The sequence below is a fragment of the Microbacterium wangchenii genome (genome assembly GCF_004564355.1).
Taxonomy (GTDB): domain Bacteria; phylum Actinomycetota; class Actinomycetes; order Actinomycetales; family Microbacteriaceae; genus Microbacterium; species Microbacterium wangchenii.
Genome location: NZ_CP038266.1, coordinates 2,708,403 through 2,720,488, shown reverse-complemented (window position 1 = coordinate 2,720,488; position 12,086 = coordinate 2,708,403). Strand labels below are relative to the sequence as shown.

The following is a 12,086-nucleotide window of genomic DNA, read 5'->3' as shown; positions in this document are numbered from 1 at the left end:
GTGCCGTCGCTGGCCCCGTCGTCAGGCCGTCAGCGCCGCTTGGAAGGTCGCCCGGTTGTCGATCAGCCAGGCCTGCATCCGGTCCCACCTTGGCCAGCCGCCGCCGGCCGTCAGCGACCGGACGTAGACCGCATCGCCGCGCGCCACACGATCGGCCACGAAGGCCCGGCAGGAGAGCATCGCCTGCTCGATGACGTCCGGCAGCCGGCGGCGCTCGGTGACCGAGAGGCCGTAGCCGTCGGCGAGGATCCGGAACCGTCTGGCTGCGTCCGAGGGCGCGGACGGAGAGCCGGTTCCGCCGTCGTGCATGGGGATCCAGTACCGCGCGGCCATGGCGAGATCCCACAGCGGGTGCCCGGGAGCGGCCATGTCGAAGTCGATGAGCGCGACCGCGCGCCCCTCACGGAAGACGACGTTTCCGGGGCACACGTCGTTGTGGCACAGGATCGTCCCGCCCCCCGTCATCGCGCCATCCGTGGCCGACAGCGGAACGTCGCCGAGGATGAACGTCAGCTGCTCGCGACCGGTGTCGGTGAGGGACAGGGGGAGCGGAGCGCCGTCGAAGCCGTGTCCCCTGGGCGCTCCACCACCGCGCCGCGGCGGATGACAGCGCCGGCGTTGGCCATGCCGCCCGCGAGAACTTCGCGGGCGGTCGCGGGGCGCTCGGTGTCCACGGGACGAGGCTACCCCGGCCCTCGGCGGGGGTTTCGCGAAGTTTTTTCATTCGCCTGCATCCAAGACCGGCCCCCCGCCGGAATAAGAGGGGGAAGGGCGGCCACGGGGTCGCCCCCGAGCAAGGAGAACACAGTGCGTAAGACTCTTTCCCTCGGCGTCGTGGCCGGTGCGGTGCTCGCCCTGGGCTTCGTCGTCCCCGCCTCCGCTGCTACCGGCAACGCGCAGCTGTCGGTGCTGCACGGCATCCCCGACACCCCCGTCGACGTGTACGTCAACGGCGACCTCACGCTTGACGACTTCCAGCCCGGCGACCTGGCTGGGCCGCTCGAGCTTCCCGCCGGCGACTACGAGGTGGCGTTGACGGCTCCGGATGCTGCCGACGCGAGCTCTCCCGTGCTCGGACCGGCCACCGTCACCCTCGCCGCAGGCGGCAACTACACCGCCGTCGCGCACCTGAGCGAGTCCGGAGACCCGACCCTCACGCCGTACCAGAACGATGTCGCACCCCTCGCCGCCGGTGAGGGACGACTGACGGTCCGTCACGACGCCGCCGCCCCTGCGGTGGACGTGCTGGCCGGCGGCGCCCCTGTGATCGAAGGCCTCACCAACCCGGGGGAGTCCACGCTGACGCTGCCGGCCGGTGTGATCTCGGCCTCCGTGGCCGCTGCGGGCACCACCGACCCGGTGATCGGCCCGGCTGACGTGGACGTGCGCGAAGGCGCGCTCACGATCGTGTACGCGTGGGGCAGCCTGGAAGACGGCAACCTCGCGCTGGCCACCCAGACGATCGAGGGTCTGCACTCCAACCCCTCGGGCGTCCCCTCGGGTTCGGGTGGACAGCTGGCCGCACGTGACGCCGGCGCCCAGTCGCTGCTTCTGGCCGGCGGTATCGCGCTGGCGGCAGTGGGCGCGGTCGCCGCGACCCGCGTCGTTCGGTCCTCCCGCTCGACCCGGTGATGCCACACCCCCTCCGGGCGATCGCGGCGGCCGGTGCCGCCGCCGCGATCGCCCTCGGCCTGGCGGCGTGCGGTGCTTCGGCACCGCCCGCCGCCGGTCCGTCCCCGACGGCGTCACCGGCACTCCCCTCGCCGACCCCCACGGCAGTGGTCGAGGTGCCGGTGACGCCTGCCACCCCCGCCCCGGCCCGGGCGACCGCCGTACCCGTGGCGGTATCGGTACCCGCGGTCGGGGTGGAGGTGCCGGTCGTCCCGGTCGGCGTCGACCCCAACGGCGCGATGGAGCTCCCCGTCGATCCGGCGGTGGCCGGCTGGTACGAATACGGCGCCGACCCCGCCAGCCCACAGGGGCGCACGGTCATCTCCGCGCACGTGGATGCGCCGGACTATCCGATCGGCCCGTTCAGCCGGCTGCGCGACCTCGCCCCCGGTGCGACCGTGCAGGTGCGCGATGCCGCCGGTCAGGCGTTCGACTACGCCGTTACCGACGTGACCTACTACCGCAAGACCGACCTTCCCGTCGCCGAGCTGTTCGCCCGCGACGGGGCACCCGCGCTCGTTCTGATCACGTGCGGCGGCGCATTCGACGCCTCCGTGGGCCGGTACGAAGATAACGTAGTCGTCATCGCTTCCCCCACGGGGTGAGTGGACATGCTCCAGGCGCAGACGACGAAAGAGGCAGGGGTGCCCGACGAGGACGAACTCGACGTGGCCGGTCGTTTCCAGGCGGGCGATGAGCGCGCCCTGGAAGCGATCTACCGCCGCTGGTCGCCCCTGGTGTTCACCCTGGCTCTGCGCGCGCTGGGCGACCGCGGCGACGCCGAGGACGCGACGCAACGCACCTTCGTTTCGGCCTGGAACTCCCGTGAGTCCTTCGATCCGGCCCGCGCCGGTCTGTCGACGTGGCTGGTCGCCATCGCCAAGCGCCGCATCGCCGACGTCCGCGAGGCGCGTGCGCGCGTCGCGGCCGCCCAGGATGAGCTGCAGCGCCTCACCGACCCCGAGGCGCTCGTGGTCCCCGAGATCGACCTGGGTGACCGACTGCTCCTCGCCGATGAGATCGAACGCCTGGAACCGGATGCGCGCGCCGTCATCCGATTGGCGTTCTACGACGATCTGACCCACGATCAGATCGCACACCGCCTGCAGCTGCCGCTGGGCACGGTGAAAAGTCATATCCGCCGAAGTCTCACCCGCCTACGACGCCGATTGGAGGTCAGTCATGTCGCACCTTGACCCGGAGCGGATGGCGCTGCTCGCCATCGGCGAGAACGCCGAAGACGGCGAACGCTCGCACCTCGACGACTGCCCGCAGTGCGCCGCGGAGCTGGACGAGCTGGCCTTCGCCGTGTCGGTCGGGCGCTCCACCGTCGATGTGGGCGAGTGGGAGACGCCTCCGGAGCGGGTCTGGGAGGGGATCCTCGCCGACATCTCCGCTCCCCGAGCCGACCCGCCCGCCGAACCTCCCGCAGCTTCCGGTGCGGCATCCGCACCCGCCGCATCCGCACCCGCCCCGCCGGCGACTCCGCCCGCCGCACCCTCCTCCCCGGCAGCCGGCGCAGGATCGCCACCGCCGCGAGGGCGCACGCGGATGCTGTTCACCCTCGCCGCCAGCGTCGCCCTGCTGCTCGTGATCGTCGGGATCGGGGTGGCGGTGCGCCCCAGCCAGCCGGTCGAAGTGGCGGCGGCCTCGCTCGACGCGTTCCCGGCGCACCCCGGCGCGCGGGGATCGGCGACCGTGATCGAGACGGACGACCGCGAGCGGGTCGTGCGCGTCACCCTCGATGCCGATGCCGACACGGGGGAAGGGTCGCGGGAGGTGTGGCTCATCACCGCCGATGCCACCGCGCTGGTGAGCCTCGGCACTCTGGAGGGCAGCGAGGGGACCTTCCCCATCCCGCCCGACATCGACATCGACGAGTACGTGCTCGTAGACGTGTCGCTGGAGCCCGAAGACGGCGACCCCCAGCACTCCGGTGACTCGATCGTCCGCGGCGAGCTGCGTGCAGCCTGACGTGGACGCGGCCCGGTCGGGCCGGCCCGCCGGCAGGCCGTAGCATCGTCCGGTGACCGAGCACGCCCGAGCAGACCGGCCCCGGCCGATCCCGCTGTGGCTCGCTGTGGCCGCGGCCGTGGTCGTGGGCGTGCTGACGGCGCTGCAGGCCCGCATCAACGGATCACTGGGTGAGGCGATCGGCGACGGCTACACCGCCGCCGTGATCTCCTTCGGATCCGGTCTGGTCGTCCTGCTCGCTCTCACGGCGGTGCTTCCTTCCGGGCGGGCCGGCGCCCTGCGCCTGGTCCGCGGCATCCGCGGCGGCACCGTGCCGGCATGGATGCTGCTGGGCGGGCTCGCCGGCGCTCTCACCGTCGCGACGCAGGGGCTCACGGTCGCCACGATCGGCGTGGCGCTGTTCACCGTGGGCGTCGTCGCCGGGCAGACCCTCAACGGACTCGTCCTGGACCGGATCGGGTACGGGCCCGGGGGAGTGGTGGCCGTCACCATGCCCCGTCTGGTGGGCGGCGCGCTGGCGGTGACGGGCGTCATCGTGTGCGTCGTGGGGATCGCCACGGCGCCGCCGCTCTGGATGCTCGTGCTGCCGGTGCTCGCGGGGGCGGGAATCGCCTGGCAGCAGGGGACCAATGGGCGCCTGGGGCAGCGGGTCGGCAACCCCCTCACCGCCACGCTGGTGAACTTCGCCGGGGGCACGGTCGTGCTCGGGATCGCCGCGGCGGTGCACATCTCCTCCGCCGGAGCACCGCGCACCCTGCCGGCGGACCCGTGGCTCTACCTCGGCGGTGTGATCGGTGTGATCTACATCTTCCTGTCGGCAGCGATCGTGCGCGTCACGGGTGTGCTGCTGCTGGGCCTCGGCTCGGTGGTGGGGCTCCTGGCGATGTCGGTCGCGCTCGATGCGATCTGGCCCGCGCCCTCGGGACCGCCGCTGCCGGTCGCGCTCGCCGCCGTCGTGATCGCCTTCGCGGGTGTCGCGATCGTCGTGGTCCGACGCCGCCGGCGCCCCGCGGCGGGTTAGAGCGCGGTCGATTCGTCCTTCGCGGCGTCGGCGGCGTTCTTCTTCGACCCCCGGCTGGACTTCCCCGGCATCGGGGTCAGGTGTGCCGCCGCATCCACGCCCTTGCGCGGCCCGCCGCGCTCGGTGTCCGGTTTCCCGCCGACATAGAGCCAGCCCAGGAGTGCCTCGTCCTTGCCGAGCCCGTGCGCCTTGGCGACCGCCTTGCTGCGCGTGTAGTGCCCCGTGCGCCAGATGACCCCCCAGCCGGCCTCGTCCAACAGCAGGCTCAGCGTGTGGGCGACGCCCGCGGCCACCGCCTCCTGCTCCCAGCGCGGCACCTTGTCGCTCTTGCGGTAGCTGACCACGATCGCCACGAGCAGCGGCGCGCGCAGCGGCTTGGTCGAGCTGCCGTCCTGGCCGAGCGCCTTGTGGATGGCGCGACCCAGCCGTTCGCGATCCGCGCCGCGCAGCTCGATGAGCCGCCATGGACGCAGCGACGAATGGTCGGCGACGCGTCCGGCCGCCGACACGAGGGCCTCCAACTCGGAGCGCGTGGGCGCCTCGTCGGTCACGCGCGACCACGACCGGCGTGCCCGGACGGCCTCCAACGCGGAGCCCCCGCGCTCGGGGGTTCCGGTGGCCGCCTCGGCGGGCGAAGAGGGCTCGGGGAGGGTCACGCCTCGGACTCGGGAGAGAACTCCAATGCGAGGGAGTTCATGCAGTACCGGTCGCCCGTGGGCGTGCCGAAGCCGTCGGGGAAGACGTGGCCGAGGTGGGAGCCGCAGTTCGCGCAGCGCACCTCGGTGCGCACCATGCCGTGGCTGCGGTCTTCGATGAGCTCGACCGCTTCGGGACGCACCGATTCGTAGAAGCTCGGCCAGCCGCAGTGCGAATCGAACTTCGTCCCGCTCTGGAACAGCTCCGCGCCGCAGGCCGCACACGCGTACAGGCCGGCGCGCTCTTCGTTCAGGAGCTCACCGCTCCACGCGGGCTCGGTGCCGGCCTGACGCAGCACGGCGTACTGCTGGGGGTCCAGCTCGGCGCGCCACTGCTCGTCGGTCTTGTCAACGGAATAGCTCATGGGGGTGTGTCCTCTCTTCCTCCATTCAACCCGAACCCGCGGCACCCCGGTCGCTCGCAGCGGATAATGCCGGAGTGGGCACACCCGAGTTCGACGCCGTGATCGCCCGCTACGACCGCTTCGCGCGGGAGGAGGCGCCCGGCCGCTCGGCGCTGTACGCGGAGTGGGCGGCGGGGGTCGTGGCGGACGCGGCGACGGCGCGGATCCTCACCCGGATCCCCGCGACCCACCGGCAACCGCCGCTCGTCTTCGCCGTCACCCGGATGCTGGGAGCCCCCGAGGCCGCATTCCCCCGGTGGGCGGCCTGGCTGCGGGCGCACGCCGACGAGGTCGTCGCCGAATGCGCGGCCCGCCGCATCCAGACCAACGAACCGCTGCGCTGCGCGGCGCTCCTTCCCGCGCTGAGTCTCATCGAGGGTCCGATCGCGCTGCTGGAGGTGGGGGCCAGCGCAGGGCTGTGTCTGTACCCCGACCGCTACTCCTACCGGTACGAGACGGGGCACGGCGTGCGCCGGATCGACCCTCCCGCAGGTCCCGCGCCGGTGGTGCTGGGCAGCCGGCTGACGGGTGACCCCGCGCTGCGGATGCCGGAGGTGGTGTGGCGGGCCGGGATCGACCTCGATCCGCTCGACGCCCGCGACCCTCGGGATCGCGCCTGGCTGACCGGCCTGGTGTGGCCGGGCGAGGAGGGCCGGCGCGAGCGGGTGGAAGCCGCGCTGGCGGTGGCGGCGGCCGATCCGCCGCTGCTGATCGCCGGCGACGCCGCCGACGCGCTCGCCGCCGCTGCCGCCCGCGCACCGCGGGAGGCCACGCTCGTGGTCACCACCCCGGGGGTGCTCGCCCACATTCCCCGCGCCGGCCGGAGCGCCGTGATCGAGGCGGCGCGGGCGGCGGGCCGGTGGATCACGATCGACGAACCCGCGCTGCACGAGGGCTGGTCATCCGTCCCGGCACCATGGCCGGGGGGATTCGCACTCGCGCTGGACGGCGACATCCTGGCGGCGGTGGATCCACTCGGCGCGTGTGTGGAGTGGCTCCCGGGTGCAGGGCACCACCGGGCTTAGCGTGGAGGAGTGCCCCTCTCCGACCGCGACCGTGCGCTGCTCGCCTTCGAAGCGGAGTGGCGCCGCCACGGCGGTGCGAAGGAGGAGGCGATCCGTGCCGAGTTCGCCATGCCCCCCGCACGGTACTACCAGCTGCTCGGCCGTCTGATCGACACCGCCGAAGCGCTCGAGCACGATCCGCTGCTCGTACGGCGGCTGCGGCGGCTCCGCGACGAGCGCGCCGCGACCCGCGCCGCCCGCGCCGGCGTTCGCTGATCGGGCGGGGACGGCCCGGTAGCATCGGGGGGTGGCTCGAACGACGTACCCGCGCGACCGTTTCGACGACCTCGCCCCCAGCACGGGCCGCGTCGGCGCCCATCGTGCGGAGAATCCGCGCATGCGCGGCGGGATGGTGTTCCTGTGGGCTGCCGTGGCCACCGTCGTCCTCGTCGTGGCCGGCATCTTCGGCTCCCTCGTGATGTCGGGGCGGATCTCGCTGGCACCTGAGCCGGTGCCCACCACCGAGCCGGCCCCCGTCGTCGAGCCCGTCGTCGACACCACCTACCCCGTCCTGGTGCTCAACGCGACGCCGCAAGAAGGGCTCGCAACCCAGATCCGCGATGTCGTCATCACCGCCGGCTGGTCGGCGGATGCGGTCACCGCAGGCGCCGCGGGAGCCACCGATTTCCCCACCACCACCGTCTACTACGCCCAGGAAGCGGACGAGGCGGCCGCGCTGGGGCTGGCCGAGACGATCGGCGGGGCCGAGATCGCGCTGAGCGCCCAGTACCTGCCACCGGACGACCTCGAGACCGAGGAGGACGAGGCCGGGCGTCAGCTCACCGTCGTCATCGGACTCGACCGGGTCGACACCCCCGCGCCCTGAGGCCGTCGCCCGCGTGTTTCCGGGCGGTAAACACTTCGATGCGGGCGTGTCAACAGTTGCCCGGCGAGGGGTCGCGCCCTTCTGCGCCGTGGATACGATGACCTGCGTCCGACAGCATCAGGAGAAGAAGAGCATGGCCCAGGGCACCGTCAAATGGTTCAACGCCGAGAAGGGTTTCGGCTTCATCACCTCCGGCGACGGAGAGGACGTCTTCGTTCACTACTCCAACATCGACATGACCGGGTTCCGGGTTCTCGAGGAGGGGCAGGCGGTCGAGTTCACCGTCGGCGCCGGCCAGAAGGGCCCTCAGGCCGAAGCAGTGCGCGTCCTCTGACGCCGTTCGCGCGCGTCTCGTTCGGAGGCGGCATCGCGCAGTGACTCCCGCGGGCGAGGGCGCCCGGAGTCGCCGCGGGATGCCGCCTCCTTCGCGTTCCCGTGCGCGCGTGCCGAGCGACGCGCGCACACGGTCGCAGCTTGCACTCGCATGGGGCGAGTGCCAGAATGGCTTAGCACTCGTCTTTGTGGAGTGCTAACAGACTGACAGCCCCCATCCGGGAGGGACATCACACATATGGCAAAGATCATCGCTTTCGACGAGGAGGCCCGCCGTGGCCTCGAGCGCGGTCTCAACATCCTGGCCGACGCCGTCAAGGTGACCCTGGGCCCCCGCGGTCGCAACGTCGTGCTCGAGAAGAAGTGGGGCGCCCCCACGATCACGAACGACGGTGTTTCGATCGCCAAGGAGATCGAGCTCGACGACCCCTACGAGAAGATCGGCGCCGAGCTGGTCAAGGAGGTCGCCAAGAAGACCGACGACGTGGCCGGTGACGGAACCACCACCGCGACCGTTCTCGCCCAGGCGCTCGTGCGCGAAGGTCTGCGCAACGTCGCAGCCGGCGCCGACCCCATTTCGCTGAAGAAGGGCATCGAGAAGGCCGTCAAGGCCATCACCGACCAGCTCCTCGCCGGCGCCAAGGAGGTCGAGTCGAAGGAGCAGATCGCCGCCACGGCATCGATCTCCGCCGCTGACCCCGCGATCGGCGAGCTCATCGCCGAGGCGATCGACAAGGTCGGCAAGGAAGGTGTGGTCACCGTCGAGGAGTCCAACACCTTCGGCACCGAGCTCGAGCTCACCGAGGGCATGCGCTTCGACAAGGGCTACATCAACCCTTACTTCGTGACCGACCCGGAGCGTCAGGAAGCGGTCTTCGAAGACCCCTACATCCTGATCGCGAACCAGAAGATCTCGAACATCAAGGACCTGCTGCCGATCGTCGACAAGGTGATCCAGGAGGGCAAGGAGCTCCTCATCATCGCTGAGGACGTCGAGGGTGAGGCTCTCGCGACGCTCGTGCTCAACAAGATCCGCGGCATCTTCAAGTCGGCTGCCGTCAAGGCTCCCGGCTTCGGCGACCGTCGCAAGGCTCAGCTCCAGGACATCGCGATCCTCACCGGCGGCCAGGTCATCACCGAAGAGGTCGGCCTCAAGCTCGAGAACGCCACGGTCGACCTGCTCGGTCGTGCGCGCAAGGTCATCATCACCAAGGACGAGACCACCATCGTCGAAGGTGCCGGTGACACGGCTCAGATCGAGGGTCGCGTGACCCAGATCCGCCGCGAGATCGAGAACACCGACAGCGACTACGACCGCGAGAAGCTCCAGGAGCGTCTGGCCAAGCTCGCCGGCGGCGTCGCCGTCATCAAGGCGGGCGCGGCCACCGAGGTCGAGCTGAAGGAGCGCAAGCACCGCATCGAGGACGCCGTTCGCAACGCGAAGGCGGCCGTCGAGGAGGGCATCGTCCCCGGTGGTGGCGTCGCGCTCATCCAGGCCGGCAAGATCGCGTTCGAGGGTCTGTCGCTCGAGGGTGACGAGGCCACCGGTGCGAACATCGTCCGCGTCGCGATCGAGGCTCCGCTGAAGCAGATCGCCCTCAACGCCGGCATGGAGCCCGGTGTCGTGGCGAACAAGGTCGCCGAGCTCGAGCCCGGCTGGGGCCTGAACGCCGCGACCGGCGAGTACGGTGACCTGTTCGCGCAGGGCATCATCGACCCGGCCAAGGTGACGCGCTCGGCGCTGCAGAACGCGGCGTCGATCGCCGGCCTGTTCCTCACCACCGAGGCCGTCGTCGCCGACAAGCCGGAGAAGGCTGCGGCCGCCCCGGCCGACCCGACCGGCGGCATGGACTTCTGAGTCCGCTCCGCGTCTGACGCACAGAAGGGCCCCCTCTGCGGAGGGGGCCCTTCTGCCGTTCCCGGCCGTGTCGGGCCGGGCGATCCGGGAGGCTCAGCGGAAGAGGCTCGTGCTGGCCTGCTCCACCTCGGCGTACTGGCGCCCGGCGACGGTGAGCGCACCGTCGATCTCGGCCAGAGCGGCGGCGACCTCGCGCTGCGTCGCGCGCCACCGCTCCACGACGCCGGAGAACGCCGCCGAGGCCGCGCCCGTCCAGGAGCCCTGGAGCTGAGTGAGCTGCGACAGCAGCGCGGCGGATTCGCTTTCCAAGCGATCGACGGTCGCGCGGATCGCGCCCGACGCGGTGAAGACGGCATCGCTGTCGACGGAGAAGACGGCCATGGGAGGCTCCTTTCGAGTACGTCCCGCCACGTTAGGGCGCCGGCCCGCGGGCACGGGCGCGGTGCGGCGTGCTCGTGCACACCGCCCTCGGTCGGGCTCCCTGTGGAGGAGACTCAGCGCTGGCGCGGCAGCGGACGCGTGTCGGCGACCTCGTCGGCGGAGGGCGGTGCCAGCGGCAGTGCGACGCGGAACGTCGCTCCGCCGCCGGGGGTGTCGCGCACCGACACGGTGCCATGCAGCGCCTGCACGATCGAGGCGACGATCGACAGGCCGAGCCCGGAGCCGCCGGTCTCCCGCGCCCGCGAGGTGTCGGCGCGCCAGAACCGCTGGAAGATCTGGTCGCGGATCTGCTCCGGGATGCCTTCGCCGTGGTCGATGACCTCGATCCACCCGGTCTCGTCGGCCGCGGAGACCCCCACGCGCAGTTCGATGGGGGAGTCCTCGCCGGTGAACCGGCGCGCGTTGCCCAGCAGATTGGCCACGACTTGGCGGATGCGGTTCTCATCTCCGAGCACGACGGGTTCGACGGGAACCGTGCGCACCGGCGCGGTCGCCGGAGCTGCCGGCGCGTCCGCCGCCTCGTCGGCGTCACCGGCGCCGCGGGGCCGGCGACGCAGACGCGACAGCGTCGCCCCCGCCAGCGCGATGGCGGAGGTCGCAGAAGTCGTGCGCCGGCGCGGCTCGCCGGAGGTGTCGTCTTCGGGCGTCTCGGCGGGCGGGTCGACCGTGATCGACATCGTCACACGCGGCCCTCCGTACGCGGAGGTGTCCTCGACGGTCACTTCGCGCTGCGGCGACGCCGCCCGCAGATCGAGCGCGGCGTCGCGGGCGATGGGGCGCAGATCCACCGGCTGGATGACCACGCCCCGCTGCTCGTCCAGGCGCGCCAGCGCGAGGAGGTCCTCCACGAGCACCCCCATGCGGATCGCCTCCTTCTCGATGCGCTCCATCGACTGCGCGACCTCCTCGTCGCCGCGGATGGCTCCCATGCGGTACAGCTCGGCGTAGCCGCGCACCGTCACCAGGGGGGTGCGCAGCTCATGGCTCGCGTCGCCGATGAACCGGCGCATCTGCCCGACGGTCGCGTCGCGCTGGCGGATCGCCGCATCCACCCGGTCCAGCATCGTGTTGATGGCGGTCTTCAGTCGCCCGACCTCGGTGCCGGGGACCACGTCCGACATCCGCTGGCTGAAGTCCCCTCCCGCGATCGACATCGCGGTGGCCTCCACCTGACCGAGGCCGCGGAAGGTCAGGGTCACGAGCCACCGCGTCAGGAGGGCGCTGGCGATGAGGATGAGGAGGGCGAGGATGCTGTAGATGCCGACGTAGGCGGCCACGACCCGTTCGGTGGGTCCCAGGGACACGGCGACCATCTGCGTGTACAGCGCGCTGACGCCGTCGACGGCCAGCACGTCGACGGCCGCGTGAAACGGCGGTCCGCTGCCGGTGCTCGGCAGCGCGAAGGGAGTGAGGCCCTGCAACTGCGTCTTCTGAAGCGTGTAGGTCGAGGGGAATTCCGGCGGAGCGGTCGTGCCGTCACCGCCGGCCGCGATGAGGAACTGGCCTGTCGGATCGTAGATCGCCACGAAGATGTCGGTCGGGGCCGCTTCCTCGTCCTCGGTGAAGCGCAGGGTGCCGCCGGAGTTCTGCACGTCCAGGACCGACAGCGCGGCATCCGAGGACGCCAGTTGCCGCAGCGAGTCGTCCAGCGACGCCGTGAGGGTGGTGCGGAGGAAGGCCATCGTTCCGAATCCGGCCGAGACCAGCCCGATCGCGAGCAGGCCCACGGTCACGCCGGTCACCTTGGCGCGCAGGCTGAGCCCACGCCACCATCCGGTGACGGCGTCGTTGTGGTGAGC

The 12,086-nt window shown here is 71.7% G+C and carries 16 protein-coding genes; 10 read left to right on the top strand and 6 right to left on the bottom strand.

What is annotated here, in order from left to right; translation table 11 throughout:
• Positions 1 to 21: 21 nt before the first annotated feature.
• Together E4K62_RS13140 and E4K62_RS18780 are read right to left on the bottom strand one after the other, a co-directional pair.
• Complete coding sequence (locus E4K62_RS13140) at positions 22 to 465, bottom strand: phosphotransferase (protein WP_205805764.1); 444 nt, start codon at positions 463 to 465, stop codon at positions 22 to 24.
• A gap of 44 nt (positions 466 to 509) precedes the next feature.
• The gene (locus E4K62_RS18780) at positions 510 to 674 is read right to left on the bottom strand and encodes a hypothetical protein (RefSeq protein WP_205805976.1); all 165 of its coding nucleotides are present in this window, start codon (positions 672 to 674) and stop codon (positions 510 to 512) included.
• 133 nt (positions 675 to 807) lie between these two features.
• On the opposite strand from E4K62_RS18780, the gene E4K62_RS13135 reads away from it, so the two are divergent.
• From E4K62_RS13135 to E4K62_RS13115, 5 genes are read left to right on the top strand one after another with little or no spacing between them, the layout of a single operon-like run.
• Positions 808 to 1,632: a DUF4397 domain-containing protein gene (locus E4K62_RS13135; protein WP_135068136.1), complete on the top strand. Its 825-nt coding sequence runs from the start codon at positions 808 to 810 to the stop codon at positions 1,630 to 1,632.
• A complete protein-coding gene (locus E4K62_RS13130) occupies positions 1,632 to 2,276 on the top strand; it encodes a class F sortase (RefSeq protein WP_135068134.1) in 645 nt (214 codons plus the stop codon). Before E4K62_RS13135 ends, E4K62_RS13130 begins: the two co-directional genes overlap by 1 nt.
• Before the next feature lie 6 nt (positions 2,277 to 2,282).
• Complete coding sequence (locus tag E4K62_RS13125; protein WP_135068132.1) at positions 2,283 to 2,867, top strand: RNA polymerase sigma factor; 585 nt, start codon at positions 2,283 to 2,285, stop codon at positions 2,865 to 2,867.
• Positions 2,854 to 3,645: an anti-sigma factor gene (locus E4K62_RS13120; protein ID WP_135068130.1), complete on the top strand. Its 792-nt coding sequence runs from the start codon at positions 2,854 to 2,856 to the stop codon at positions 3,643 to 3,645. Before E4K62_RS13125 ends, E4K62_RS13120 begins: the two co-directional genes overlap by 14 nt.
• A 52-nt stretch (positions 3,646 to 3,697) precedes the next feature.
• The gene (locus tag E4K62_RS13115; RefSeq protein ID WP_240742696.1) at positions 3,698 to 4,666 is read left to right on the top strand and encodes a DMT family transporter; all 969 of its coding nucleotides are present in this window, start codon (positions 3,698 to 3,700) and stop codon (positions 4,664 to 4,666) included.
• On the opposite strand, the gene E4K62_RS13110 is transcribed toward E4K62_RS13115, so the two are convergent.
• Positions 4,663 to 5,253 carry a nitroreductase family protein gene (locus E4K62_RS13110; protein WP_240742896.1) on the bottom strand — a complete coding sequence of 197 codons (591 nt, stop codon included), beginning with the start codon at positions 5,251 to 5,253 and terminating at the stop codon, positions 4,663 to 4,665. The genes E4K62_RS13115 and E4K62_RS13110 overlap by 4 nt on opposite strands.
• 65 nt (positions 5,254 to 5,318) lie before the next feature.
• Positions 5,319 to 5,726 (bottom strand): peptide-methionine (R)-S-oxide reductase MsrB, encoded by a 408-nt coding sequence (gene msrB / locus E4K62_RS13105; protein WP_135068126.1) that lies wholly within the window; start codon positions 5,724 to 5,726, stop codon positions 5,319 to 5,321.
• A gap of 74 nt (positions 5,727 to 5,800) precedes the next feature.
• Here msrB and E4K62_RS13100 point away from each other — a divergent pair, with 74 nt between their 5' ends.
• The 5 genes from E4K62_RS13100 (at position 5,801) to groL (ending at position 9,846) form a co-directional block, all read left to right on the top strand.
• Positions 5,801 to 6,790, top strand: a complete 990-nt coding sequence (locus tag E4K62_RS13100; RefSeq protein WP_135068124.1) for a DUF2332 domain-containing protein — start codon at positions 5,801 to 5,803, stop codon at positions 6,788 to 6,790.
• Positions 6,791 to 6,799: 9 nt separating this feature from the next.
• Entirely contained in the window at positions 6,800 to 7,045 is a 246-nt protein-coding gene (locus E4K62_RS13095) for a DUF3263 domain-containing protein (RefSeq protein WP_135068122.1), read from the top strand.
• A 31-nt stretch (positions 7,046 to 7,076) separates the two neighbouring features.
• A complete protein-coding gene (locus E4K62_RS13090) occupies positions 7,077 to 7,655 on the top strand; it encodes a LytR C-terminal domain-containing protein (protein WP_135068120.1) in 579 nt (192 codons plus the stop codon).
• A gap of 133 nt (positions 7,656 to 7,788) precedes the next feature.
• Positions 7,789 to 7,989, top strand: coding sequence for a cold-shock protein (locus E4K62_RS13085; RefSeq protein WP_135068118.1), 201 nt, complete (start codon positions 7,789 to 7,791; stop codon positions 7,987 to 7,989).
• A 237-nt stretch (positions 7,990 to 8,226) separates the two neighbouring features.
• Positions 8,227 to 9,846, top strand: a complete 1,620-nt coding sequence (groL, locus tag E4K62_RS13080) for a chaperonin GroEL (protein ID WP_135068115.1) — start codon at positions 8,227 to 8,229, stop codon at positions 9,844 to 9,846.
• Positions 9,847 to 9,939: 93 nt separating this feature from the next.
• Here groL and E4K62_RS13075 read toward each other — a convergent pair whose 3' ends face one another.
• Positions 9,940 to 10,227, bottom strand: a complete 288-nt coding sequence (locus tag E4K62_RS13075; protein WP_135068113.1) for a WXG100 family type VII secretion target — start codon at positions 10,225 to 10,227, stop codon at positions 9,940 to 9,942.
• 113 nt (positions 10,228 to 10,340) lie between these two features.
• Positions 10,341 to 11,969 (bottom strand): sensor histidine kinase, encoded by a 1,629-nt coding sequence (locus E4K62_RS13070; RefSeq protein ID WP_240742895.1) that lies wholly within the window; start codon positions 11,967 to 11,969, stop codon positions 10,341 to 10,343.
• Between the last annotated feature and the right edge of the window lie 117 nt (positions 11,970 to 12,086).

Excerpts from the sequence above, each read along its gene's own strand:
- E4K62_RS13140 (WP_205805764.1), bottom strand. The coding sequence starts at position 465 with ATGACGGGGGGCGGGACGATCCTGTGCCACAACGACGTGTGCCCCGGA.
- E4K62_RS13130 (WP_135068134.1), top strand. The coding sequence starts at position 1,632 with ATGCCACACCCCCTCCGGGCGATCGCGGCGGCCGGTGCCGCCGCCGCG.
- E4K62_RS13125 (WP_135068132.1), top strand. The coding sequence starts at position 2,283 with ATGCTCCAGGCGCAGACGACGAAAGAGGCAGGGGTGCCCGACGAGGAC.
- E4K62_RS13120 (WP_135068130.1), top strand. The coding sequence starts at position 2,854 with ATGTCGCACCTTGACCCGGAGCGGATGGCGCTGCTCGCCATCGGCGAG.
- msrB (WP_135068126.1), bottom strand. The coding sequence starts at position 5,726 with ATGAGCTATTCCGTTGACAAGACCGACGAGCAGTGGCGCGCCGAGCTG.
- E4K62_RS13085 (WP_135068118.1), top strand. The coding sequence starts at position 7,789 with ATGGCCCAGGGCACCGTCAAATGGTTCAACGCCGAGAAGGGTTTCGGC.
- groL (WP_135068115.1), top strand. The coding sequence starts at position 8,227 with ATGGCAAAGATCATCGCTTTCGACGAGGAGGCCCGCCGTGGCCTCGAG.
- E4K62_RS13075 (WP_135068113.1), bottom strand. The coding sequence starts at position 10,227 with ATGGCCGTCTTCTCCGTCGACAGCGATGCCGTCTTCACCGCGTCGGGC.
- E4K62_RS13070 (WP_240742895.1), bottom strand. The coding sequence starts at position 11,969 with ATGGCCTTCCTCCGCACCACCCTCACGGCGTCGCTGGACGACTCGCTG.